The sequence below is a fragment of the Rhizobium sp. LjRoot98 genome, from assembly GCF_964252935.1.
Taxonomy (GTDB): Bacteria; Pseudomonadota; Alphaproteobacteria; order Rhizobiales; family Rhizobiaceae; genus Pararhizobium.
In genome coordinates this window covers 1,570,978-1,595,090 of the sequence record NZ_CAXUPW020000001.1, presented here as the reverse complement: position 1 = coordinate 1,595,090, position 24,113 = coordinate 1,570,978, and the positions used below count along the sequence as shown (strand labels likewise).

23 protein-coding genes and 1 tRNA gene are annotated in these 24,113 nt (G+C 60.2%); 13 read left to right on the top strand and 11 right to left on the bottom strand.

The features are described 5' to 3' along the window. Window positions 1–14 precede the first annotated feature (14 nt). Window positions 15–1,322 carry a UDP-glucose dehydrogenase family protein gene (locus ACSQ3J_RS07900; protein WP_060501212.1) on the bottom strand — a complete coding sequence of 436 codons (1,308 nt, stop codon included), beginning with the start codon at window positions 1,320–1,322 and terminating at the stop codon, window positions 15–17. Between the two features lie 198 nt (window positions 1,323–1,520). Here ACSQ3J_RS07900 and ACSQ3J_RS07895 point away from each other — a divergent pair, with 198 nt between their 5' ends. Next, window positions 1,521–1,724 (top strand): DUF1349 domain-containing protein, encoded by a 204-nt coding sequence (locus tag ACSQ3J_RS07895; protein ID WP_436038973.1) that lies wholly within the window; start codon window positions 1,521–1,523, stop codon window positions 1,722–1,724. A gap of 78 nt (window positions 1,725–1,802) precedes the next feature. On the opposite strand, the gene ACSQ3J_RS07890 is transcribed toward ACSQ3J_RS07895, so the two are convergent. Further along, window positions 1,803–2,231, bottom strand: coding sequence for an OsmC family protein (locus ACSQ3J_RS07890; RefSeq protein WP_060501209.1), 429 nt, complete (start codon window positions 2,229–2,231; stop codon window positions 1,803–1,805). A gap of 269 nt (window positions 2,232–2,500) precedes the next feature. Between ACSQ3J_RS07890 and ACSQ3J_RS07885 the strand changes: the two genes are divergently transcribed. From ACSQ3J_RS07885 to ACSQ3J_RS07875, 3 genes are all read left to right on the top strand, one after another. Continuing rightward, entirely contained in the window at window positions 2,501–3,334 is an 834-nt protein-coding gene (locus tag ACSQ3J_RS07885; RefSeq protein ID WP_436038932.1) for a MetQ/NlpA family lipoprotein, read from the top strand. Window positions 3,335–3,447: 113 nt separating this feature from the next. Continuing rightward, complete coding sequence (locus tag ACSQ3J_RS07880; RefSeq protein WP_436038931.1) at window positions 3,448–4,527, top strand: methionine ABC transporter ATP-binding protein; 1,080 nt, start codon at window positions 3,448–3,450, stop codon at window positions 4,525–4,527. Beyond that, complete coding sequence (locus ACSQ3J_RS07875; RefSeq protein ID WP_037104003.1) at window positions 4,508–5,161, top strand: methionine ABC transporter permease; 654 nt, start codon at window positions 4,508–4,510, stop codon at window positions 5,159–5,161. Before ACSQ3J_RS07880 ends, ACSQ3J_RS07875 begins: the two co-directional genes overlap by 20 nt. A 4-nt stretch (window positions 5,162–5,165) precedes the next feature. Here ACSQ3J_RS07875 and ACSQ3J_RS07870 read toward each other — a convergent pair whose 3' ends face one another. Next, window positions 5,166–6,533, bottom strand: coding sequence for an LLM class flavin-dependent oxidoreductase (locus ACSQ3J_RS07870; RefSeq protein WP_060501204.1), 1,368 nt, complete (start codon window positions 6,531–6,533; stop codon window positions 5,166–5,168). A 217-nt stretch (window positions 6,534–6,750) separates the two neighbouring features. On the opposite strand from ACSQ3J_RS07870, the gene tauA reads away from it, so the two are divergent. Genes tauA through ACSQ3J_RS07855 form a run of 3 tightly spaced genes read left to right on the top strand, consistent with a single transcriptional unit; the run spans window position 6,751 to window position 9,454 of the window. After that, window positions 6,751–7,761: a taurine ABC transporter substrate-binding protein gene (tauA, locus tag ACSQ3J_RS07865; protein WP_060501202.1), complete on the top strand. Its 1,011-nt coding sequence runs from the start codon at window positions 6,751–6,753 to the stop codon at window positions 7,759–7,761. A gap of 56 nt (window positions 7,762–7,817) precedes the next feature. Continuing rightward, window positions 7,818–8,615 carry a taurine ABC transporter ATP-binding protein gene (locus ACSQ3J_RS07860; protein WP_060501201.1) on the top strand — a complete coding sequence of 266 codons (798 nt, stop codon included), beginning with the start codon at window positions 7,818–7,820 and terminating at the stop codon, window positions 8,613–8,615. Then, the gene (locus tag ACSQ3J_RS07855) at window positions 8,612–9,454 is read left to right on the top strand and encodes an ABC transporter permease subunit (protein WP_060501199.1); all 843 of its coding nucleotides are present in this window, start codon (window positions 8,612–8,614) and stop codon (window positions 9,452–9,454) included. The genes ACSQ3J_RS07860 and ACSQ3J_RS07855 overlap by 4 nt, the downstream gene beginning before the upstream one ends. Before the next feature lie 16 nt (window positions 9,455–9,470). On the opposite strand, the gene ACSQ3J_RS07850 is transcribed toward ACSQ3J_RS07855, so the two are convergent. Further along, window positions 9,471–10,190 carry a Crp/Fnr family transcriptional regulator gene (locus tag ACSQ3J_RS07850; RefSeq protein ID WP_060501197.1) on the bottom strand — a complete coding sequence of 240 codons (720 nt, stop codon included), beginning with the start codon at window positions 10,188–10,190 and terminating at the stop codon, window positions 9,471–9,473. Window positions 10,191–10,343: 153 nt separating this feature from the next. On the opposite strand from ACSQ3J_RS07850, the gene ACSQ3J_RS07845 reads away from it, so the two are divergent. Next, entirely contained in the window at window positions 10,344–10,595 is a 252-nt protein-coding gene (locus ACSQ3J_RS07845) for a DUF6894 family protein (RefSeq protein WP_060501195.1), read from the top strand. A gap of 54 nt (window positions 10,596–10,649) precedes the next feature. Here the strand turns inward: ACSQ3J_RS07845 and ACSQ3J_RS07840 are convergent, their stop codons facing one another. The 4 genes from ACSQ3J_RS07840 to ACSQ3J_RS07825 all read right to left on the bottom strand — a co-directional run bounded on the left by ACSQ3J_RS07840 (window position 10,650) and on the right by ACSQ3J_RS07825 (window position 14,300). Then, a complete protein-coding gene (locus ACSQ3J_RS07840) occupies window positions 10,650–11,429 on the bottom strand; it encodes an SDR family oxidoreductase (RefSeq protein ID WP_436038930.1) in 780 nt (259 codons plus the stop codon). 155 nt (window positions 11,430–11,584) lie between these two features. Continuing rightward, window positions 11,585–11,660, bottom strand: a tRNA-Ala gene (locus tag ACSQ3J_RS07835). A 348-nt stretch (window positions 11,661–12,008) separates the two neighbouring features. Further along, on the bottom strand, window positions 12,009–13,370 hold the full coding sequence (locus ACSQ3J_RS07830; RefSeq protein ID WP_060501191.1) for a DUF882 domain-containing protein: 1,362 nt from the start codon (window positions 13,368–13,370) through the stop codon (window positions 12,009–12,011). A 540-nt stretch (window positions 13,371–13,910) separates the two neighbouring features. Next, entirely contained in the window at window positions 13,911–14,300 is a 390-nt protein-coding gene (locus tag ACSQ3J_RS07825; RefSeq protein WP_060501451.1) for a TIGR02300 family protein, read from the bottom strand. A 328-nt stretch (window positions 14,301–14,628) separates the two neighbouring features. Here ACSQ3J_RS07825 and ACSQ3J_RS07820 point away from each other — a divergent pair, with 328 nt between their 5' ends. The 3 genes from ACSQ3J_RS07820 (at window position 14,629) to rpsA (ending at window position 17,888) form a co-directional block, all read left to right on the top strand. Then, on the top strand, window positions 14,629–15,438 hold the full coding sequence (locus tag ACSQ3J_RS07820; protein WP_436038972.1) for a hypothetical protein: 810 nt from the start codon (window positions 14,629–14,631) through the stop codon (window positions 15,436–15,438). Beyond that, window positions 15,435–16,064: a (d)CMP kinase gene (gene cmk / locus ACSQ3J_RS07815; RefSeq protein WP_060501185.1), complete on the top strand. Its 630-nt coding sequence runs from the start codon at window positions 15,435–15,437 to the stop codon at window positions 16,062–16,064. The genes ACSQ3J_RS07820 and cmk overlap by 4 nt, the downstream gene beginning before the upstream one ends. A gap of 120 nt (window positions 16,065–16,184) precedes the next feature. Continuing rightward, on the top strand, window positions 16,185–17,888 hold the full coding sequence (gene rpsA, locus ACSQ3J_RS07810; protein WP_037104019.1) for a 30S ribosomal protein S1: 1,704 nt from the start codon (window positions 16,185–16,187) through the stop codon (window positions 17,886–17,888). A gap of 82 nt (window positions 17,889–17,970) precedes the next feature. Here the strand turns inward: rpsA and ACSQ3J_RS07805 are convergent, their stop codons facing one another. Beyond that, window positions 17,971–19,803 carry a hypothetical protein gene (locus ACSQ3J_RS07805; RefSeq protein WP_156393812.1) on the bottom strand — a complete coding sequence of 611 codons (1,833 nt, stop codon included), beginning with the start codon at window positions 19,801–19,803 and terminating at the stop codon, window positions 17,971–17,973. 351 nt (window positions 19,804–20,154) lie between these two features. On the opposite strand from ACSQ3J_RS07805, the gene ACSQ3J_RS07800 reads away from it, so the two are divergent. Both ACSQ3J_RS07800 and ACSQ3J_RS07795 read left to right on the top strand, forming a co-directional pair. Continuing rightward, window positions 20,155–21,537 carry a nicotinate phosphoribosyltransferase gene (locus ACSQ3J_RS07800; RefSeq protein ID WP_060501181.1) on the top strand — a complete coding sequence of 461 codons (1,383 nt, stop codon included), beginning with the start codon at window positions 20,155–20,157 and terminating at the stop codon, window positions 21,535–21,537. A gap of 62 nt (window positions 21,538–21,599) precedes the next feature. Then, complete coding sequence (locus ACSQ3J_RS07795) at window positions 21,600–21,935, top strand: DUF6665 family protein (protein ID WP_060501179.1); 336 nt, start codon at window positions 21,600–21,602, stop codon at window positions 21,933–21,935. On the opposite strand, the gene ACSQ3J_RS07790 is transcribed toward ACSQ3J_RS07795, so the two are convergent. After that, the gene (locus ACSQ3J_RS07790) at window positions 21,936–23,288 is read right to left on the bottom strand and encodes a hypothetical protein (RefSeq protein ID WP_156393811.1); all 1,353 of its coding nucleotides are present in this window, start codon (window positions 23,286–23,288) and stop codon (window positions 21,936–21,938) included. 174 nt (window positions 23,289–23,462) lie between these two features. Continuing rightward, on the bottom strand, window positions 23,463–24,089 hold the full coding sequence (locus tag ACSQ3J_RS07785; protein ID WP_060501176.1) for a ribonuclease D: 627 nt from the start codon (window positions 24,087–24,089) through the stop codon (window positions 23,463–23,465). Window positions 24,090–24,113 lie beyond the last annotated feature (24 nt).

Sequence of the window (24,113 nt, the reverse complement as noted above, 5' to 3'; positions counted from 1 at the left end):
GGCCCGTGGTGGCCCTATTGCGGCCGGCCGATGCTGGTATAAATGAAGCCGTGTTTCGTCACTTCGCCGGACTGATAGATGTTTCTGAGATCGACGAGCAGCGCGGTGTTCATCAAGGTCTTCAGGCGGGCGAGATTAAGTGCCCGGAACTCGTTCCATTCGGTGACGATCACCAGCGCGTCCGCGCCCTCCGCTGCCTCATAGGGGTTATCGGCATAGGCAATGCCGTCGATCACCTTCCTGGCGTTTTCCATACCCTCGGGATCATAACCGGTCACGATGGCGCCGGCATCGGTGAGTGCCTGGATGACCGCAATGGCCGGGCTGTCGCGCATGTCGTCGGTATTCGGCTTGAAAGTGAGGCCGAGCACAGCGACCTTCTTGCCGCGCACGTCGCCGCCGGCAGCCGCGATCACCTTGCGGCCCATGGCGCGCTTGCGGTTGTCGTTGACAGAGACAACGGTCTCGATCAGGCGGACCGGGCTGTCATGATCCTGGGCGGTCTTGACCAGCGCCAGTGTGTCCTTCGGGAAGCAGGAGCCGCCATAGCCCGGACCGGCATGCAGGAATTTGCCGCCGATACGGCCATCGAGACCGATGCCGCGCGCGACTTCCTGCACGTTGGCGCCGACCTTTTCGCACAGGTCCGCCATCTCGTTGATGAAGGTGATCTTCATGGCAAGGAAAGCATTGCCGGCATATTTGATCAGTTCGGAGGTGCGGCGCGTGGTGAAGAGCAGCGGCGACTGGTTGAGATAGAGTGGCCGGTAGACTTCGGTCATCACGCTGCGGGCGCGTTCGTCGTTCAGCCCGATGACGATACGATCGGGCCGCTTGAAGTCATCGATGGCGGCACCTTCGCGCAGGAATTCCGGGTTGGAGACCACGGCGATATCGGCATCCGGATTGGTCTCGCGCATGATCCGCTCGACCTCGTCGCCGGTGCCGACCGGCACGGTCGACTTGGTGACGATGACGGTAAAGCCGGTCACATGCGCAGCAATCTCGCGGGCGGCGTCATAGACATAGGACAGGTCGGCATGGCCATCGCCGCGGCGTGACGGTGTTCCGACAGCGATGAAGATCACGTCGCTTTCGGACACGCTGGTGGCAAGATCGGTCGTAAAGCTCAGGCGCCCATCCTTGACATTGTCGGCGACCAGCTGCTCGAGGCCGGGTTCGAAAATCGGGATGCGTCCGGCCAGCAGCGCTTCGATCTTGCGCGCGTCCTTATCGATACAGATAACGTCATGGCCGAAATCAGCAAAACAAACGCCGGAGACAAGTCCGACATAACCGGCACCGATCATCGTGATTTTCATGGCACACTCCCAGAATGTCTCATAGCGCAGGCGGCATCGGTCAACAGCCAGGATGCACCCATAGCGGCATCCTTAGTCAAACAGATGCGCCTTGCCAATGCCGGATGTGAAGTGCCAGCGCATAGCCCACCTTGCCAGCCCATCCCCGATGGCTAGATTGCCGCCATGACAAGAGCAACTGGCGACAAGGAAAGCAGCATGGCCGGGGCATTTCGCTGGCACAACGAGCTCGCTGTCTGGCAAGGGGATGCCGCCAGGCTGTCTCTGAAAACGGACGCGGAAACCGATTTCCGGCAGGAAACTTTCTACGGCTTCCACCGCGATAGCGGTCATGCCTATCTCGCCCCGATCTCTGGAGATTTCACCGTCCGCTCCGCTTTCCGTGCGGCTGACGCGCCATGATGCCGCCGTGCGCATTCAATTCCGGTTCGACCAGATCGCGCGCCGCATGAGGCAGATCACGATTGGGCCCACAGCTCTTCAGCCGCGAACGGTCATTGAAAACTCCGAGCCGCCACGAAGCGTATTGCTGACCGTGCAGATTTCCTCTTCAGCGGCCTGCGCGATCGCATGCCGTGCTTCATCGTGAATATCCCCCTCAATCGTCAGAACCACATTGAATTTCGCAACACGCGACAGGCCCTCGGTCGCCTTCTCGCCGCTGACGTCGGCGCGGATTTCGGTCAGCCGGTCGAGTAGGCCCATCTGGCTTGCAGCGATCCGGGCGCTCATCGTCAGGCAGGCGGAGAGCGATGCATACAAAAGGTCGATCGGGTTGAAGCCGGGCTGCGACGGACCGGTGACGATCTGGATTTCGCCGCCGGTCGCGGATGTCACCTGTGGGAACCCGTGCCGGGCGAGAACAGCGGTTGCGCCTGTCGGCCTCGTTTTTGTCGTCAATTCCGCCACTTTTCTCTCCTAAAAACACATCTGGCCCATTTGATATGCAATTTTTCCTGTGTTGGAAGCAATTTTGGCTTCTGCCGCCCATAAAACCTGCTGGATTAAGTAGTCTACGGATTTTATGGAAATTTGTGTCCGCAAATGGCGCGACATCCGCAAGAGTTTTCCCGGCTGTCACCGGATAAGAGGCAATCTTGCTTGGCTGGCCGCCGCCGATTTTGCGATAACCGTTTCACACCGGGGCGGTCGCCTCATTTGACAGGACGGGACAGACAATGACCAAAAAGACTCTTTTCAACACCCTTTCGCGCCGTGCGGCCCTGGCCGCACTTGCCGTTTCCGCCGCTGCAATCGCTGGCTTTGCTACGCCGTCCGCAAGCTTTGCTGAAGACAAGTCGATCAAGGTCGGTATCATCAGCGGCGAGGACGAAGACGTCTGGCGCGTTGTCACCACCGAAGCCGCCAAGAAGGGCCTGACGATCGAAACCGTCGTGTTCAACGATTATACCCAGCCGAACGAAGCGCTTGAGCGCGGTGAAGTCGACGCCAACGCCTTCCAGCATCAGCCTTACCTCGACAACCAGATCCAGCAGCACGGCTATCACATCGTCAATGCCGGTTTTACCGCCGTCTGGCCGATCGGTCTCTACACCAAGAAGTTCAAGACCGTTGCCGAACTGCCGGAAGGCGCCGTGATTGGCGTTCCGAACGATCCGTCGAACGAAGGCCGTGCGCTACGCGTGCTGCAGAACGAAGGCATCATCAAGCTGAAGGATGGCACCGGCATTCTGGCGACGATCGCCGATATCGTTGAAAATCCGAAGAAGGTTGAAATCAAGGAACTGGATGCGGGCGTTGTCGGCCGTGCGATTGAAGATCTCGATGCGGCTGTCGTCAACACCGACTGGGCGCTGAAGAGTGGCCTGTCTGCGGAAGACCGCATCGCCCAGGAACCGGTCAACGACAATCCTTACCGCAACTTCATTGCCGTCAAGGCTGGCACAGAGAACGAAGCCTGGGTGAAGACGCTGGTCTCGTCCTATCAGAACGACGCCGTCAAGGCCGAGTTTGACAAGGTCTACAAGGGCACGGGCGTCAGCGCCTATTGATCGATACCGGCGCTCAATCGAGTGTACTCAAAAACCGGGCGGCTCTGGCATTTGTTTGCCAGGGCCGCCTTGGGCGTTATAGAGACGCCCGAAAACCGAACAAAGGACAAGGCATGAATTCTGTTGTTTCCGCGCCTGCAAGCGTGGCGATGCCGCAGGCCGAAGAGGTCGTCCGGCTGACGGACGTCAAGCGGCGCTTCGGTGCGACGCCGGCATTGGACGGCGTTTCGCTAACGGTGCGCAAGGGCGAAATCCTCGGCATTATCGGCCGCAGTGGTGCCGGCAAATCGACGCTGATCCGCTGCCTGAACGGGTTGGAACAGGCCGACAGCGGCGAAATCCATATCGAAGGCCGCAATATCACCGGCCTTACCGAAAAGGACCTGCAGCCGCTGCGCCGCCGCATCGGCATGATTTTCCAGCACTTCAATCTCCTGTCAGCAAAGACCGTCGAGGAAAACGTCGCGCTACCATTGAAGATCGAAGGCCTCGGCAAAACCGAGCGTCTGAAGCGCGCCGCCGAACTGCTTGACCTCGTCGGGCTGTCCGACAAGGCCAAGGCCTATCCGTCGTCCCTGTCTGGCGGTCAGAAGCAGCGTGTCGGCATTGCCCGTGCTCTCGCCGCCCGTCCGGCATTGCTCTTGTCCGACGAAGCCACTTCGGCACTTGATCCTGAAACGACCCGTTCGATCCTGGCGCTGCTGAAGGACATCAATCAGAAGCTCGGCCTGACCATCCTGCTCATCACCCACGAGATGGAAGTGGTGCGTAGCGTCGCTGATCGCGTCGCTGTCATCGATGCTGGCCGCATCGTCGAGGAAGGTCAGGTCTGGTCGGTGTTTGCCGATCCGCAGGCGCCGATCACCCAGCGCCTGCTGAGCGGCATCCGCCCGCAGCTGCCGGAACACATTGCCGCGCGTCTGTCACAAGTCGCCGGAGCCGAACAGATTCTCAGCATCGACATGGCAGGTCCCGCCGCGCAGGGAGCGTTGTTTGCCGATCTGTCGCAAGCGCTGCCGCAGTCGTTCCGGCTCGTGCATGGCGGGATCGATCATATCCAGGACCAGCCGGTGGCCCGCTTCTTCATTGCCGTTCCCGCGCGCGACACTTCGCTGCCGGAAAAGGTACAGACATTTCTAAAAGCCCGCGGTGCGCGGGTGGAGGTGCTTGGTTATGACGCCAATCATGCTTGAACTGCTTGTCCGTTCGCTCTGGGAAACCATCCTGATGACCGGTGCCTCCGGCATCATCTCGCTGGTTGCCGGCCTGCCGCTGGGGCTGGCGCTCGTCGCCACCGCCCGTGGTGGCATTGCCGAAAATCCATGGCTGAACAGCGTGCTCGGTGCCATCGTCAACGGCTTCCGTTCGGTTCCCTTCATCATCCTGCTCGTTGCGCTGATCCCGGTGACGCGCCTGATCGTCGGAACGGCGCTCGGCACCTGGGCGGCGATCGTGCCGCTGGCGATTGCCGCGACCCCCTATTATGCGCGCATCGCCGAGGTGTCATTGCGGGAGGTCGATCGCGGCCTGATTGATGCGGTGCGCGCCATGGGCGGCAATCGCTGGACGATCATTCGCGAGGTGCTGGTGCCGGAAGCCATGCCGGGCATCGTGGCGGGCTTCACCGTCACGCTGGTCACACTGGTTGGCGCTTCCGCGATGGCCGGGGCTATCGGGGCTGGTGGTCTCGGCGACCTTGCCATCCGCTATGGCTACCAGCGTTTCGAGACGACGGTGATGATCGCCGTGGTGATCGTTCTGATCGTTCTCGTCTGCGGCATCCAGTGGCTCGGCGACCGCCTTGTCGCCAGACTCGATCACAAATAGCCGGCTAAGTTCTGTTGTGTCTGAAAGCGGCGGCGGGATGGGAGGCGGTCAACCTCCCGTTTTCGCCGCCGAAGACTTTCTGCCGCAGTGGTCCCTCAGCATAATCCGCCTTGAACAGGCCCCGCTCCTGCAGCACCGGCACGACCAGATCGACGAAATCCGCAAGGCTTTCCGGCGCTACGGTTCGGGCAAGGTTGAAGCCGTCGATGCCGGCTTCCTCGATCCACATCTGTAAATGATCGGCAATCTGCTCCGGTGAACCGACAACCGGCTTCATCCGGCTGCCCAGCACCATCTGTCCGGTGATCTGCCGGACTGTCACCGGTTTTGCCGCCTGTTTGGTAATGGCGGCGAGCGCCGACTGGTTGGCGTTGGTGGTCAATTGTTCGATGGGTTCGTCCAGCCCGTATTTTGAGAGATCAATACCGATGGAGCTGGAATAATGCGCCAGCGAGGCCTCGACGCTGGAATAGTGGCGATAGTCTTCCAGCTTCTCCTGCGCTTCCTTTTCCGTCCGCCCGACAACGACGGTCAACAGATTGAGGATGCGCAGGGCATCACGGCCCCGGCCGAATTCTTCGGCTTTCCGGCGCAAGCCTTCGACGATCGGCCTGGCAGCCTGCGGGGTGGCGCTGGCAATGAAGACGCATTCCGCATGTTTGCCGGCAAAATCCTGGCCTCGCGCCGAGGCGCCGGCCTGAAACAGCAATGGCGTGCGTTGCGGCGAGGGCTCGCTGAGATGGATACCCTCCATCCTGTGGTAGCTACCTTCATGGCTGACCGCCCGCACCTTGGAGGGATCGGCAAACACCTGGCCCGTCTTGTCGCGCAGCACCGCGTCGTCGTCCCAGCTGCCTTCCCAGAGCTTATAGAGGATTTCGAGATACTCTTCCGCCGCATCGTAGCGGGCATCATGCTCCGGCTGACGCTGCATGCCCATGGCGCGGGCGGCGCTGTCGAGGTAGCCGGTGACGATGTTCCAGCCGATCCGGCCCTTGGTCAGGTGGTCCAGCGTCGACATGCGCCGCGCCAGCAGAAAAGGCGGCTCGTACGTCGTATTGACAGTGACGCCGAAACCCAGATGTTTGGTGACATGCGCCATCGCGGAAATCGGGATGAGCGGATCGTTGACCGGAATTTGCGCGCCGGTCTCGATGACCGGGGCAGGGCTACCCTTGTAGACGTCATAGACCCCGACAATATCCGCCAGGAACAGCCCATCGAGCTTGCCGCGCTCGGCAGTGATCGCCAGGTCCGTCCAATAGTCGAGATCGGTGTAGCGCATCGACTGGTCGCGCGGATGGGTCCACAGGCCATGATTGATGTGTCCGGCACAGTTCATGTCGAAGGCGTAAATCTGCATTGTCTTCATGTTGCCGTCCCCTGCCTCTCGATAGCGCTTTTCACGGCTTCGCGCCATTCCGGCGAAAACACCTAGGTCGTCCGCTATTTTAGATTCGCATTACGAAAGTACCGCAAATCCGGGAATTTTTTATCTCTATAAATTCTATGAATTTTACAATGATTAAACCTCATTCCACCGGAGCCTTCGGCGCGGAATGCCATTGAACCATTGCCGGGAGAGGGACATGACAATCAATCGACGCCGCCTTTTGGGAACTGCCAGCTTGGCCGTTCTCGCTTTCATGACGCAGAGCAATTTTTCCTACGCCGCCGACGTCAACGTCAATATCGGCTACCAGCCGATCGTCGAGCCGTCGCGCGTACCGCAGGCCGATGGTACCTATGAAAAGGTGACCGGCGCCAAGATCAACTGGCAGAAATTCGATGGCGGTGCCGATGTCATTGCCGCCATCGCTTCCGGCTCGCTTGATATCGGTTATGTCGGCTCCTCGCCGCTGGCGGCCGCCGCCAGCCGCGAAATCCCGATCGAGACGATCTTCGTTGTCGGCCTGATCTCGGAAGCGGAGGCGCTGGCCGTCAAGGGCATCGACAAGCCTGAAGGGCTTGCCGGCAAGAAGATCGCGACGCCCTTCGTCTCCACCGCCCATTACAGCCTGCTGACCGCGCTGAAGCACTGGAAGGTCGATCCGAAGTCGGTCGAAATCCTCAACCTGCGGCCGCCGGAAATCGCCGCCGCCTGGGAACGCGGCGATATCGACGGCGCTTATGTCTGGGATCCTGTCCTGTCCGAACTGAAGAAAACCGGCAGCGTGTTGGCCACCTCAGCGGATGTCGCTTCATGGGGCGGCCCGACATTCGATGCTTGGATCGTCAGCAAGAAATTCGCCGAAGAGCATCCGGAAATCGTCACCGGCTTCGTTCAGGTGACCGGCAAGGCATACGAATCCTACCGTGCCAATCCGGACAGCTGGAACGCAGCATCGCCGGAAGCCGCAAAGATCGCCAAGCTGACTGGCGCCAAGGTCGAGGAAGTTCCGGCTCTCCTGAAGGGTTATCATTTCCCGACGCTCGAAGAGCAGGCCGGTGCCGATCTGCTGGGCGGCGGTACGGTTAAGGCCGTCGCGGAAACCTCGGCCTTCCTGCTGGAGCAGGGAAAGATCCCCGCAGTCCTCCCCGACTACGCGCCCTACGTTTCGTCACGCTGGGTCGTCGACGCCGCCAAGGCCGGTCTTTAAGAAACAGGTGCTGGAATCCAACAGGGGTTCCAGCACCGCAAACCATCGGTGTGATCATGAGCGTCCTGTCGCTGCAATCTGTTTCCCTCGCTTTTCCGGCCGATCGCACCAGTGGCCAGACGCGGCTCGTGCTCGATAGCGTGACGCTGCATCTGGCGTCGGACGAATTCATCGCGGTCATCGGCCGCTCCGGTTCCGGCAAGACCAGCCTGCTCAATCTTGCGGCAGGGTTTCTCAAGCCCACATCCGGCCGGGTTTCGGTGGATGGCGCCGACATTACCGGTCCTGCTGTAGATCGTGCTGTCGTCTTCCAGGACGATGCGCTCTATCCCTGGCTGAATGCCCGTGACAATGTTGCCTTTCCGCTCAAGCTGCGCGGCGTCGCCAAAGGGGAGCGGCGGTTCCGGGCCGACGAGTTGCTGGCAAAGGTCGGTCTGGAGAGTGCGGGAACAAAGAACATCTGGGAATTGTCGGGCGGCATGCGCCAGCGCGTCGGCATCGCCCGAGCGTTGGCGTCCGAGCCGCGTTTCCTGCTGCTCGACGAGCCGCTCGGCGCGCTCGATGCGCTGACCCGCACCCGCCTGCAGCAATTCCTGCTCAAGGTCTGGTCGGAGAGCAAGACCGGGGCGCTTTTGATCACCCACAGTATCGAGGAAGCCATGCTGCTTGCCACCCGCGTCGTTGTGCTGGCGCCCAATCCCGGCCGTATTATCGCCGATATCCCGGCAAGCTTCGGCAAGCAGTTGCTCAACGGAAAATCGCTGCAGGATATCAAGATATCACCGGAATACCGCCGTCTTCACGATGGCCTGACCGGGCTCATCCATGCGGATAGCGAGGAGGAAGCGGCATGACCATCAATATCGGCACCATTGCGCCCGTCGCCCCGGCTGCGCCTGCCGTGACCGAAGCGCAAAGGCCAAAACGCAGCCCCGGAACCTTGCCGCTCTCGCTGGCAACCATCGCCGTCATCATCGCTGCCTGGAGCCTTGCCTCGGCCTATGGCCTGGTGTCACCGCTCTTTTTGCCATCGCCTCTGATCGTTTTGAAGGCGATCTATTCCGTCGCGGTCAACGGCTTCGTCGATTCGACGCTAGCGCAGCACACGCTTGCCAGCCTGCTGCGTATTTTCGCAGCCCTTGCCGCCGCACTCGTCATCGGCATTCCCGCCGGTCTTGCCATCGGCACCAGCCGTATCGGCAAGAGCATTCTCGATCCCATCGTCGAATTCCTGCGGCCGCTGCCGCCCCTGGCCTATCTGCCATTGATCATCATCTGGATCGGCATCGGCGAGGCATCGAAGATCACTGTCATCGCGCTTGCCATGCTGCCGCCGATCATCCTGTCGACGGCCGCCGGGGTCAAATCCGCACCGGCCGATTTCATCAACGCCGCCAGGTCGTTCGGCGCGACTCGTCTACAGATCCTCGCGCAGGTCATTCTGCCCAGCGCCATCCCGTCGATCCTGACCGGCACCCGCATCGCCCTCGGTGCCGGCTGGTCGACGTTGGTGGCAGCCGAGCTGGTGGCCGCAAGCCGCGGCCTCGGCTTCATGATCCAGTCGGCCGCGCAGTTCCTCGTCACCGACATCGTGATTGCCGGCATCATCGTCATTGCCGCGATCGCGTTTCTGTTCGAGATTCTGGCGCGCCTGCTGGAACGCTGGTTCGTGCCCTGGGCGGCGCATCGCTGATCACGGTATAAATTCGCTAACGCGGTTCAACGGTCTGGCTGAGATAGGTCGGGTCGAACTGCGCCAGTTCCTGCAGGCGCGTCCAGTCGAGAATGGTGATCATCTGGCCGATCCAGGTCAGAAGCTCGGACTTGCGCAGGATCTGCAGGGTCTTGTTGAGGTGAACCAGCGAGATGCCAAGCACATCGGCAAGTTCCACCTGAGTCAGCGGAAAATGGAAGCTGTAGCCTGTGGTCCGCCCAACCACCTGTAGCCGCATGAACAGCTCGCAGACCAGGTGGGCAAGATGCGCCTTTTTGGACCGCCGCCCCATCGCCACGATCCATTCGCGATGAATGGCGCCATCCACCAGCGTGTCCAGCCACAAGAGGCGGCTCAGATGCGGTTGAGATTCAGTGATGGCCTTGAGGTCGCCATGTTCGACGAAGGCCACGTGGCATTGCGACATGGCGACGATGCCATGGTCCATGGTCTTCAGAAGAAACGCGTGTAGATCGACGAAATCGCCGGCAATGTGCAAAGCGGTGATCTGGCGCGTGCCATCGGCCAGGAACTTGTAGCGCGCTGCAAAGCCGTCGATCAAAAGCGTGCTATAGCCCGGCCGCGATCCCTCGACCACGATTTCCTCATCGACCTTGAAGCGCCGGTCACGCCAGATCAGGTTCCTGAGCAATGTCACCTCGTGCGGCGACACCACATCATGGCTTTGAAGGTTGAGAAGCAGGGATTCAATCAATTTGCGGCATGCCGTGTGAGGGATGGGCTCTCCACCTATCCCACAAACGGCCGGGGCTCATTTAACATTGACACATGAACGACGAATCCTGTTGATTTCAGGAACTATTTTCATTCCGGCGAATTCCTGATCGTTCAAGGGGATGCGACGATAATGAGCCGTTACTTTTTCGATCTGCACAATGGTGACGGCGTAACCCGCGACAAAGACGGGCTGGAACTTTCAACGCGCGCCAGCGTGACACGAGAAGTTACCCGCATTCTGCTGGATGTCGTTCAGGAGGAGATTGGCGAGCAGTCTAATGGCGCGGTATCCGTCGTCGTGCGCGATGACAAAGGCCGGGTCGTTTCTGTGGCCAATCTGACCTTCAGCAATGCGTGGTTCGATGACGAGCCAGGCAATTAGCTATATGTTTTGCCTCTGGCCGCGCCGCCATCCGCCGGCGGCGCGCGCAAGGGGCTATATCATCGCCCGGCTAAGGCCGCCGTCAATCGGCAGCGCCACACCGGTGATGTAGCCTGCCTGCTGGCTGGCGAGAAAAGCCGCCGCCGCTCCGAACTCGGCCGGAGTACCGTAGCGGCCGATCGGAATATCCGACTGGCTGCGGGCGGCCACGGTCTCGATGCTTAATCCTTCGCTTTCCGCATCGATCCGGTCGAAGCTCAGCGTCCGGTCCGTCGCCAGCCGTCCGGGCAGAAGCATGTTGACGGTAACGCCCTCAGCCGCCACTTCCCCCGCCAGCGTCTTCAGCCAGCCGGCAACGGCGCTGCGCAGCGCATTGGAGGCGGTCAGGCCCGGGATCGGCTCGCGGATGCTGGTGGAAGCCACGGCCATGATCCGCCCCCAGCCGTTTTGCCGCATGGAGGGCAGCAAGCGGTTGGTGATGCGCATACCGGCCAGAACCATCGTGTCGAACTGGGCGCGCCAGAACGCCGGATCGATCTCGGCCGCCAAGCCTGGCGGCGGCCCGCCACCGTTGAGCACCAGGATATCGATTTTTCCAAAATCGGCCACGAGCCGGTCGAGAAACGGATCGATGGCATCAGGGTTGGCCAGATCAAGCGCAAGCCCGCGGACCGAATCACCGATCTGCGCTGCACTCTGTTGCGCCTTCGCCAGGTCGCGGCCTGTTAAAGCGACAATGGCTCCCTCAGCGGCCAGCGCCTCGGCAATCCCGCGCCCCAGCCCCTTGCTGCCGCCGAGAACGAGTGCCCGCTTGCTGTTGATGCCGAGGTCCATGATGTGCTCCTGCTACCACTGTGATGTGGAAACGGTTGGAGCGCGGGAGCGGCGTTCAGTCAATGGGAAAGATGAGGCGAGGGGAGATGGCGGACACGGCGCATGAGTTCAAGCCAAACAGGTTTGGCATACTCAATAATGTACGAGGAAGAATTTGGTGGAGCTAAGCGGGATCGAACCGCTGACCTCTTGCATGCCATGCAAGCGCTCTCCCAGCTGAGCTATAGCCCCATAACGGGTCCGGCGAAGCCGGTTTCCGGGAACCGTCCGAAGCGGTTTCGCTCGGCGGTGGCGGCTTATTACTTCTGCTTTTTGCAGATGGCAAGCCGAAAAAGACAAAGGGCGACGTTTTTATTGTGTGAGCGGGGAGCCCAACGTCCGCACGTCGTTGAAAACCCGGTGCGGATGCCAATTGTTTGAATTTTGTGAGGTTTAGAGGCAGGCTTTCAGCGAGCCGCCAGGCCGCAATCTCTATCGCATAAAAGGTTGCTCAGAATTGTCCTGATGTTCCCGGGGGGACGTATCCCTGCTGAGGGACATGCGCCGCACCTTGCGCCTGGTCTTGAAGCGCAAGGACGATCAACCTTCGGGTGCGCTCCCAAAGCGGTCGGTGTTGAAGGCTCTTGCTTCGGTGGGCGGGATGATTTCACCGGCTGTCACCTGTAGCGTTTGCCTTGAAACGCGTGGGGCTCTCATGCCGATAACGTCGCCGGGCGAATGCAGCGCCCATGTTATCAGCGACTTGCCGGAGATCGCTGCGAAGTCTCCACCCCGTTTCCAGGATCCTGTCATTGGCAGGGACCCGATGATCTCCATCCGTGCCTTCAAGGTCGCGTGCGCGGTCGCGAGTGGTTCAAATCCGCCAGAGCCGTGCAATGTTATGGGTGTTTCAATCGCTGGAAGTGCGGAGATCGGCCCGATCGAAGCTGTCTCGATGGTATCCGGCGACGGAGCGCTCACGGTCAGAACGGCTGGCCGTATCGACGGGATGGGAACGGCATAGGAGGAGAGATCGGTGAACGGTTGTTTTTCAGCGTTGCCGCCGGGAGCTGTTTGCATGGCAAGGGCGTCGAGGGCCTTGCTTCGCGGGGAAGACTGGAGTGCTGTCAGCAGGCCACGCTGTTCGCCATCCGTACGCGACGCTTCCGCAGGTGATTTGGCGTTCTTGTCCTGCCGCGCCGTGCTGGCGATCTTGATCGAGGTGGAGCTGACGCGCTTTTTGTAGTCCGCCACCGCTTGCGTGTAGCCAGGCAGTGAACTGCCATCGGCTGCGAGGTGCATCGTGCGCCCGGTCGGGAATATCCGTGCCAGCTCCTTGCGGGACATGCGCGGCCAGGCACGGACATTGCCGACGTCGAGGTGGACGAACGGAGATCCCGAGGTAGGGTAATAGCCAACGCCGCCGACCTGCATCTGCATCGCCAGAGCGCGCACTGTCGAAAGCTTGACGCCGGGAATGAAGAAATCCATGGCCTTGCCGAGCGTATGCTGGCTGTTCTTGGCGACGCCTGTGCTGCGCGAGCGGGACCGCAGCATGCTATTGGTTGCCGGGGATCGATAGGCCGAGACGATGTGGATATAGCCGCTTGCGCCGCTGCGATCGTAAACCTCCCATACCAGATCAAGCAGACGGGGATCCATACGGGCGGGTTCGTTGCGCCGCCAATCCCGCAGGAACCGGTTGATCTTGTCCATTCCCTTCGGATCAAACCGTCCGCTGCGCTTGTAGGTGATCGTGGCTTTTTCGCCCGTGTGGGTGAAATACAGTTTTAGCGCCCGATCCTCCGCCATCGCAGTGACTGCGGATCCGAGGATGGCGGCCAGCGTAAAGAGCGCCGTCATGGCCAGCCGCGTGGCATGGTTTACGATGCCGGAGACCAGCGCTACAGCCTGATTGATGACATATCCGACTGAACTCTTGTCCCGTACATACGCTGACACAACAAACCTCGCCTGAAGTTGACTACTCAAACACTTCGGAATGGCCGCGCTCAACGCCGCCTCCGGCATGAATTATGGTCAACAAAGTCCTAACAAGCGGTTGATGATCGCGTGCGATGCGATATTTGCCGCTCAACCGGCCGGTGTTTCGTGCCGGACGCGGTCATTGCGCAGCGCTGCGGGTGGGGTGATGCTTGAGGGGGAGGCAGCCGTTGTAACCGGCCAACCGGAGGTCGCCCGGATTGCGCCTGTGCTGTAAAAAATGATGGGATATTAGTCCCGCACTTGCCATGTGGCGACATGCCGCCCGCTCTTGATACGGCGGAACCGCGTCAAGGATGCTTTGTATTTCAGGTCAGAAGGGGGAGTATCCGCTTTGCCGTTGGGGAGACGGTATCGGCCTATAAGCGATGGGGCTGATGATGCCCGAAGGAGGAGCGCAAAGGCGCTTCGCTCATTATTCGTTATTCAGTCTAACGCCGGCCGTCTCAAACTCCCGTCGCCGAGAGTCTGAGATATCCGGTTAATCAGGTCTTGAAATTAGACCTCGTCGTCGTCGTCCGATACGCCGATCAGGTCGGACAGGCCGTCCTCGTCGTCTTCGTCGGCTTCGAGGAACGTATCGTCGTCATCGCCTTCGATTTCGACGTCGTCATCGCCCAGATCCGGAAGGTCGTCGCCGCCGGCTGCTTCGCTGTCGGCATCCTCGAGCGAGACCAGTTCGACTTCTGGGTTCTCGGTATCGACTTCCTGAACCTCGTCTTCTTCGGCCGCCTTTTCCATTACCTTGGCAACGGATGTTTCCTCGAAGAAGGAGAGCGGGTAGGATTTTCCGGTATAGGGAGAAACGATCGGATCCTTGTTCAGGTCGTAGAATTTACGGCCCGTTTCCGGATCGACGCGTTTGGTTCCAAGTTCCGCTTTTGCCACGGTCAAAGCCTCTTGAATGGCCGGAATTACCGGCATCTGCCGGTATACCGGCGTTGAAGGTGAAATGAATTAGCCGGTCCCCATAGTCGTCTTGGCTTCATCTGTCAAAGATTAACTTGTTCAGGCGTCCGCTGCGCTTTTCTTTGGAAGAGAGGATGACCATTCTGCAACTTGCTGTTACGCAGCGCGCAAAGTCGCGGATAACGCGCTCTGCGCAGTGTCAGACTTTTCTCCGATGTGGAGATTGGCTGTGACGTCACAGCGGCTGAAACGAGCGGACCAACTGGTTTTTGGGCGAGAAGCGGCGGTGAAACCGGATAGTGAAGTTATAATGGCATTGATTTGTAGCGTTTTTATCTTTGTCGTCCTGACGCTTCTGACCCAGATTGGCGGGGTAGTTTTTCTGGCCTCGATTGCGGCGTCCCGCGTTCTGCAAATCAGCGGCCGCCTGCTCAAAGCGATTGTTTTCCTATTTCTCTATGTTTTGGCAACGGTTGCTGCACATGCCGTGGCACCGGCGTTCGGGCGGGTTGCGCTGCCGTGTTTCAGCGATGCCGCGCCACTTCAGCTCCAATCGCCTTTGTACTGTGTTCTCAACCGGAACTATGTGAGTGCCGGTATGCAGCAGGCGGCGGAGGCTCTGGCTCAGCATATGGCTTCGGAATTTCCAGGTACCGTGACGCTGGCGCTGGATGCGAACTTTCCCTTCATCAATGGATTCCCCCTTCTCCCGCATCTCTCACATAGCGATGGGCGAAAGCTGGATGTCGCCTTCTATTACCGGGGGGAAGCCGGCGAAGTGTTGAACGGGCAGACGCGTTCGCCGATCGGCTATTTCGCTTTTGAACAACCGGATGGCAACGCACCTCTACCCTGTGCCGGCCGCAATGATCTTTTGACCTTCCGCTGGGATTTGCAGTTTCTTCAGCCTCTTTTTGTCGATTGGTCTCTGTATGAAGCGCGAACGGCAACAGCAGTTCGATGGTTATCGTCTGAGGGGCGAAAACAGGGCGTCGAGAAGATATTCATTGAGCCGCATCTCGCAAAAACGCTTGCCGTCGAGAACGATACTGTGAGATTCCAGGGTTGCCGGGCGGCTCGCCACGACGATCATATCCATTTTCAGGTAGAACAATGACTTTCATCATCGCCATCGACGGACCTGCGGCAGCGGGCAAGGGAACATTGTCCCGCCGCATCGCCGAGGAGTACGGTTTCCATCATCTCGATACCGGGCTGACCTACCGTGCCACCGCCAAGGCGCTGCTGGATGCCGGACTACCCTTGGACGACGAGAGGGTTGCCGAGCAGATGGCCCGCGACGTCGAACTTGCCGGGCTCGACCGCAATGTCCTGTCTGCCCACTCGATCGGCGAGGCCGCCTCCAAGATCGCCGTCATGCCGTTGGTGCGCCAGGCGCTTGTCGAGACGCAGCGTGCTTTTTCGGAGCGTATGCCCGGTACGGTTCTCGATGGCCGCGATATCGGCACCGTCGTCTGCCCGGATGCTCCGGTGAAACTCTATGTCACGGCCTCGGCCGAAGTGCGCGCCCGGCGCCGGTTCGACGAGATCGTCGGCAACGGCATTCCGGCCGATTTTCTGGAGATTCTGGCTGACATCGTCAAGCGTGACGAGCGCGACATGGGGCGGGCCGACAGCCCGCTGCGCCCGGCTGCCGATGCGCACTTGCTAGATACCTCTGAAATGAGTATAGAGGCCGCATTCTTAACGGCGAAGACGTTTGTCGACGCCGCATTGAAGTAATCGTCCGAACCACCATCCCCGCGCCGGATTTGCTCCTTCATGATTGGAGCGGATGGTTTTTGGACTTGTCAACGCTAACCCCCGGCGCCTGTGCCCCATGAAGGCACATCAGGAGTATTCATGTCTCAAGCTAACCCCACCCGCGACGATTTTGCTGCGTTGCTGCAGGAATCCTTTGCTACGCAGGATCTTGCCGAAGGCTACGTCACCAAGGGTATTGTAACGGCTATCGAGAAGGACGTCGCAATCGTTGACGTCGGCCTCAAGGTCGAAGGCCGCATCGCTCTGAAGGAATTCGGCGCGAAGGCCAAGGACGGCACGCTGAAGGTCGGCGATGAAGTCGAAGTGTACGTCGAGCGCATCGAAAATGCGATGGGCGAAGCTGTTCTGTCGCGCGAAAAGGCTCGCCGCGAAGAGAGCTGGGTCCGCCTCGAAGTCAAGTTCGAAGCCGGCGAACGCGTCGAAGGCGTCATCTTCAACCAGGTCAAGGGTGGTTTCACCGTCGATCTGGATGGTGCCGTTGCCTTCCTTCCGCGCAGCCAGGTCGACATCCGTCCGATCCGCGACGTTACCCCGCTGATGCACAACCCGCAGCCCTTCGAAATCCTCAAGATGGACAAGCGCCGTGGCAACATCGTTGTTTCGCGCCGTACGGTTCTCGAAGAGTCGCGCGCTGAACAGCGTTCGGAAATCGTCCAGAACCTCGAAGAAGGCCAGGTTGTTGACGGCGTCGTCAAGAACATCACCGATTACGGTGCGTTCGTTGACCTCGGCGGCATCGACGGCCTGCTGCACGTCACAGACATGGCATGGCGCCGCGTCAACCATCCTTCGGAAATCCTGAACATCGGCCAGCAGGTCAAGGTTCAGATCATCCGCATCAACCAGGAAACCCACCGCATCTCGCTCGGCATGAAGCAGCTCGAGTCGGATCCTTGGGATGGCATCGGTGCCAAGTACCCGGTTGGCAAGAAGATCTCCGGTACCGTCACCAACATCACCGACTACGGTGCATTCGTAGAGCTGGAGCCCGGCATCGAAGGCCTGATCCACATCTCCGAAATGTCCTGGACCAAGAAGAACGTACATCCCGGCAAGATCCTGTCCACGACGCAGGAAGTCGACGTTGTCGTTCTCGAAGTCGATCCGACCAAGCGCCGCATCTCGCTCGGCCTCAAGCAGACGCTCGAGAACCCGTGGCAGGCATTCGCGCACAGCCATCCGGCTGGCACGGAAGTTGAAGGCGAAGTCAAGAACAAGACCGAATTCGGCCTGTTCATCGGTCTCGACGGCGACGTCGACGGCATGGTGCACCTGTCGGATCTCGACTGGAACCGTCCGGGCGAGCAGGTCATCGAGGAATACAACAAGGGCGACATGGTCAAGGCCGTCGTTCTTGATGTGGACGTCGAAAAGGAACGCATCTCGCTCGGCATCAAGCAGCTCGGCAAGGACGCAGTCGGCGACGCTGCTGCTTCCGGCGACCTGCGCAAGAACGCCGTTGTTTCGTGCGAAGTTCTGGCCGTCAACGACGGTGGCATCGAAGTGAAGCTTGTCAACCACGAAGACCTCACCTCGTTCATCCGCCGTGCCGATCTGTCGCGTGACCGCGACGAACAGCGTCCGGAGCGTTTCTCCGTTGGTCAGGTTGTCGACGCTCGCGTCACCAACTTCTCCAAGAAGGACCGCAAGGTCATGCTGTCGATCAAGGCTCTGGAAATCGCTGAAGAGAAGGAAGCCGTCGCACAGTTCGGTTCGTCCGACTCGGGCGCTTCGCTCGGCGACATCCTGGGCGCAGCCCTGAAGAACCGCTCGGGCGAATAAGCCTTAGCAGTCTGAATAGAGAAGCCCGCGGAAAGCGATTTCCGCGGGCTTTTTCATGTCCTGCTTTCCGTGCCGGATGGCTTCATCCGTAGCCGCCCATACGGCGGTAGAGATCATAGGCGGCGTCGCTCTCGCGTTCGTCCAGATCAGCCTGCTGCACAGGAGCCGTATCTTCGCCTTCGCTCTCCGGCTTGTCGCCGTCTTCGCCCTGCTGGTCTTGATCCTCTTCGCCGGTAAAGGATGGTTTTTCTTCGTCTTCCGCTTCGAGAGTCCGTAACTCCTGTGTCTTTGCCGGCAGATAAGGGATCATCGCGAAGGGGATTGCATCGCGGATAACGCCCGCGTCGGGCAGTCGCGGCGTCAGGGCTTCACGCGCATTCTCTTCCGCCGTCGCCGAATGCGGCAGCATCTGGCGGCTCGCCGCCTTTTCCTCCGGTCCATCCAGCATCGGGTTCCAGGTATCGGGTTCAAGCCCGGCCAGCTCCCTCGGATCGCCGATATCGCCGGTGAGCAACGATGCGTCCGGCAGCATTTCTGCACTCTCGGAGGCTTCCAGCTGCGCAAACAGGATTTCGGCGCTGATGTCAGCCGTGTCGCCTGCAAGCGTTGCAAACAGTGGGTCGGATGTCTCGGCACCGGGCAACGGCAGGCTGGCCTCGACCAGCGCTTTCAGCGCCTGCGCAAGGCTCTTTTCCGGGCGGTCTATCTCCATCTCGGCCGAAGGCGAGGGGATGTCATCGGCGCCGGTGAGGGATTGATCCTGCGCCTCGATCTCCAATTCCCACTCGCCAAGATCGTGATCCGTGAAGCCATCGACCTCGTCGGGATTGCGTGCAACGGTCATTTTGGCGGTTGACGTCGCCGCATTGGCCGGAATGTCTGGCTCAGCGTCCGACGTGCGGTAATCATCGCCATGGGCTTCAGGCCTGTCAGAGCCGGTCGATGCTTCCTTATGCTTGGATGTTTCCTGCGGCCCGGAGAGCTCGAGTTCCAGTTCTTTCACCAGCTCTGCTTTCAGCTGGTCATCCATGCCGGATGCGATCGTGGCGACCAGAGACAGGGCCTCCGGATCGGCGGCGAGAAAGGCAGCAGCGGCGCGCAGGAGCGGGATCGTCTCCGAATTCGCCTTGCTGGTGTGTTGCGGCTGCCCGCCGGTGGGGGCGGCGTCGCGCGCCGTCTGGGCCTTTGCAGATTGCTCAGCACGCGGTGCCGCCGCCGCCGTGTCCGCATCGATGCTTTCTTCGAAGGCAATGATGGCTGGGGTGGTATCGTCACCGCCAAAGGCCTTTTTCAAGGCGGCCTGCAACAGCCCGGGGTCGGCAATGATTGCCGGGCCGGCGACGATCGTCTGCGGATTGGGCACGGATGCCTGACGGGCCGGAGCTGTCGTCTGTCCCTGCTGTATGGCGGTATTTTGCGTCGGCTTGCCGTCCGGCTGTGTGCCGCCAGCGCGCGGTGCGGTGGGCGGCAGGAAGGGTCTGTCCAGCAAGCGCGGCATCTCGATAATCGAGGGCATCTTCAACACCTCGGCGAGCATCTTGATGACGATCGCTAGATTGCGCTGGCCTAGTTGCTTTTCAAGGGCCGCCCGCGCCGCCGGTGGCAGCGTTTCGATAAAGACGGCTAGCCGCTTGCTGAAATCGCGAAGCGTTTCCTGCGGCAGCGGCGGAAATTTCAGGATTTTCGACAATGTGTCGAGCAAACGGATCAGCGCGTCCTTTGGCAGAGGCTCGCTTCCCAGCAGATGCCGGTTCAGCGTCTCCAGAATTTTCAAAACCGCTTCCGACTGATGTCCCGAAATCCGGCCAGGCATCGCGACCGGTAGCGCCCGCTCTCGCGGCGCGACCGTTTCGATGGCGACAGCCGCCTGTGCTGCTGCGCCGGGTGTCTTGACCGAGAGAAGGGGCATCAGCATCGCAATCTCCGTCACGTTCGGGTTGAGGCCAAATCTGTTCGGCATGCCAACGAAAGCGTCGGATGCCGTAAGGCATACGTCAGGGGGATGATGGCGCTTCATGCGCATGCCCGACGGCTCATTCACGGCCAGACCAGACTGCGGCGGCTGCTGCGGAACCAAGTTGGCCGAGCATTGTATGGCTCCATATTAGCGCGGAATGATTGACAGAATATTAACCATACCGAGAGCGGCTACCCCGAGATGGCAGGCGCCTGCTTTGCTCTTGCCGCCCTTTCCCCGCTCGCGTACATCTCGTGCTACCGCCGCCGGTTATGCTGCGCGTATGGAATTGCTTTCGGGGGGAATGCGATGAACCTGACCAACCTGATCCTCAACACCGATAGCTACAAATTCAGCCATTTCCTGCAATACCCGCCCGGCACCAGCGGCATTTCCGCGTATATTGAAACCCGCGGCAATCCCGAACAGGCCGATGTGCTGTTCTTCGGGCTGCAGATGTTCCTTAAAGAGTATCTCGGCAAGCCGGTTACACGCGCCGATGTCGATGAGGCCGAAGCGATCGTCCTCGCTCACGGCCTGCCGTTCCATCGCGCCGGCTGGATGCGCATCGTCGATCATTTCGGCGGCTATCTGCCGCTTGAGATCCAGGCGTTGCCCGAAGGTACTCTGCTGCGCCGTGGTGTGCCGATGGTGCAGGTGGTCAATACCGATCCCGACAGCTTCTGGCTGACGTCCTACATCGAGACCGCGCTTTTGCGTGCCGTCTGGTATCCATCGTCGGTCGCCAGCAATGCCCGCAAGATCAGGCAGATCATCCGGCCAATCCTGGAGAAAACCTGCGACGACCCCGACGCCGTCCTGCCTTTCCGGCTGCACGATTTTGGAGCGCGCGGGGTTGGCGCGCAGGAACAGGCCGGTATCGGCGGCGCGGCGCATCTCGTCAATTTCATGGGCACGGACACGGTGGCCGGCGTGCTCTATGCCCGGCGGTACTATGGCGCCGAAATGGCCGGGTTCTCGATCCCCGCTTCCGAACATTCGACGATGACCGCCTGGGGTGTCGAGCGGGAAACGGAAGCCTATTCCAACATGATCGACCGCTTTGCCGGTCGCGGCATGTTCGCTGTCGTGTCCGACAGTTACGACATCAACTACGCCGTCTCGGAAATCTGGGGCGAGCAATTGCGCGAAAAGGTCAGGGCCAGCGGCGGCACAGTGGTCATCCGTCCCGACAGCGGCGACCCGATAGAGACGCCGGTGCATGTGATCAAGCAGCTCGACTATCATTTCGGCTCAGTGTTGAACGGCAAGGGCTACAAGGTGCTTGAAAAATGCGTCCGGGTCATCCAGGGCGACGGCATATCCAATGCCGACATCAACCAGATTCTGGGCCGTCTGGAGGCATTCGGGTTCTCTGCGGAAAACATCGCCTTCGGCATGGGCGGCAGCCTGTTGCAGAAGGTCAATCGCGACACCTATTCTTTCGCGATGAAAACCAATGCCCGGCTGGATGAAGCCGGCAAATGGCACGATGTCTTCAAACGGCCTGCGACCATGAACGTCAAGGCGTCGAAGGCGGGCCGTCAGGCGGTCGTCAGCGGCCCTGGCGGCCTCGAAGCAGCGCGTCTCGACGAGCTCAGGGATCGCCGCAATCATCTGGAGACAGTCTGGAAAAATGGCGACCTGCTCCGCGACTGGAGTTTTGACGAGATACGCGCCCGGGCAAAATAACCCATTGCCTGGTAGCCAGCGGCGCTCCATCTTGGGTTAGGTCTACCTGTGGAGTCCTGACGATGACGGTTCGTCCGCCGCAATCCCTGTCGCCATCCTTCAGCAAGGATACCGGCCTCAATCTGCTCGAATACGAGCTGATGTCGGAGCGGGCCGATGCGCTCGGCCGGCATGGGTTGAAAGTGGAAAAGGCGATCGCCGCCTTGAGCGTACTCAGCGATCCTCAAACGGCGCCGGAGCAGCGGGAACAGTTGCTGAACGATGCCGCCGATGTCGTCTGGGCGTTCTTCATCCAGCGCGAAATCTGTGGCCTGCGCTCAAACCGCGATGCCGTTCAGCGATATGGCATCCCGAAGGAAGTGATGGCGCGCCTCGGTATTGTCAGACGCAAGCCGTAATCAGGCGGCCTTCGCCCCTTCGGCCTGGCGCTTGAGGATTTCATAAATCCCGTTTTCGTCCAGGCTGACGGGTAGAATGCCGTTCGCTTCCGCATCCTCTCCGACCGGTGCTGCTGCGTCTCCGGGACCGGCCCGGGCGAGCAGAACGGCCGCGTCAGCCTCTTCCTTGGCTTCCTCGGACGTGTCCGTCGTTCCCGCTTCCGTATCGATTGTATCGATCCGCCCAGCCGTGCTGTTGCTGGCTGCAGTGGTTTCCGCCTGTTCTTCTATCTGCGCGATTTCGGCGCCCGCTGCCAAAGTCAAAAGCAGATCGCCCGCTGTGACAGCCTCTGCAGCAGGCTGGCCTTCTCCGGTCGGCGCACCGGTTGAGCCGGGGGCATTGAGAACGGCGTCATTGACCTTTTCGATCGTGTCCTGAACATCCTGGACGTCCTCGAGCTTCTCACCTGCTTCCAGTTTGCGAATATCCTCTTCGCGCTCCTTGCGCGTTTCGGCGTTCTCGACCCGGGTCGGGTCCGGCTGGTGGGTCCGTTCCAGCTTCAGTTCTTCGATGGATTTCGGATCGGCTATATCTTCCAACCGTTGGATCGCGACCTGCGTATCCTCGGTCGACGTGCCGTCGGTGCGTGCGGTATCGTCCAGAATTTCCTGGATGGCTTTCGCCTGAGTCCCGTGAGGGTTCTTGATGGCTTCCACCATCTGAGCGGCGGTCAAGCCCAGATCCCGAAGACCTGTCTTCTTTTCGAGTTCCTCGATGCTGGCTGGCATCGGCTTGCGCACGTCGGCCATCGCCTCGCCGATGCGCTTGCTGTAGGCCTTGTCGTCTTCGCCCTCGTTTTGCGTGAGCCCATAGCGGGTCACGAAGCGGGCCGCCATCTTCGTCATTTCGGTCGGCTGTTCTGCGGTGCCGTTCAGCACGGCATCGATATCATCGACCGAGACCCGAAACCGGGCCAGCGTGACCTCGCGCGGTTGACCGGGAATACCTCCGTTCGCTTCTCTTTTGCCGATCATCGAAACCAGCGCCAGCGTATCGCCAACGCGTGTACCGAAATCCGTGTCGGTTTCGCCTTCGTCCCGGCTCACACCCAAGACGTTGAGAAAGCGCGAAATCAATTCCGCCATCGGATTGTCGTCGCTCTTCAAGGCGCCGAAGAAATGGGCGTTGACCTTGTCGTTGAGCGCCGCATGGCTCTTGCTCGCCGAAATGCGCGCCTTGAGGATATCGTCCTCTTTGGTTTCCTTGCGCGCCTTCTTTTCGTCCTCGACGCGCCTCTCTTCCGCCTGGTCGATCATCGACTGCATCAAAGTGGTGCTAACTGTTCCGGCACTGGATTGAAGAGGCGTAATCATGGCTGCTCCGCGCGGTCTGCAACGTGGGATATCGTTGAACAGTAACCGGCAACCATTAATGTCTGATTAACCTATTTTCGTGGTCGTTATATTAGGATGGTGTCAACCTTCGACGCCGGCGCCGGGACGCCCCACGCGGCTGCGGTCGTGGGTTGAGGCTGCCGGATAGCAGGATCAGCTGTGCGCGAAAATGTCGGTTTCCTCCCAGCCCATCAAATCGAGCTTGGAGCGTGTCGGCAGGAAGGCGAAGCAGGCGTCTGCATGTTCGGCGCGGCCATCGCGGATCAGGCGTGCCGTCAGCTTGTCGCGCAGGGCATGCAGATGCAGCACGTCGGATGCGGCATATTCCAGCTGTGCCTGCGAAAGTTTTTCGGCGGCCCAGTCGGACGACTGCTGCTGCTTGGAAATGTCAACCTCAAGCAGTTCCTTCAGATTGTCCTTCAGGCCGTGCCGGTCGGTGTAGGTCCGGGTCAGCCGCGAGGCGATCTTGGTGCAGAACACCGGCGTCGTGGTGACGCCGAACGTATGGAACAACACGGCGATATCGAAGCGGCCGAAGTGGAAGATCTTCTGGCGGGACGGGTCTTCCAGCATGGCCACAAGATTCGGTGCCTGCGTCTGGCCCTTGGCGATCCGGATGACGTCGGCGGAACCGTCGCCAGGCGAAAGCTGCACGACGCAGAGCCGGTCGCGACGCGGGATGAGGCCGAGCGTTTCTGTATCGATGGCGATCGCGCCCTTGTAGCGGGCGGCGTCTTCAACTGAAATGTCGCCTTCGTGAAGCCGTATTGTATTTGCCATGGAAAACCCCACATCAGCCGGACA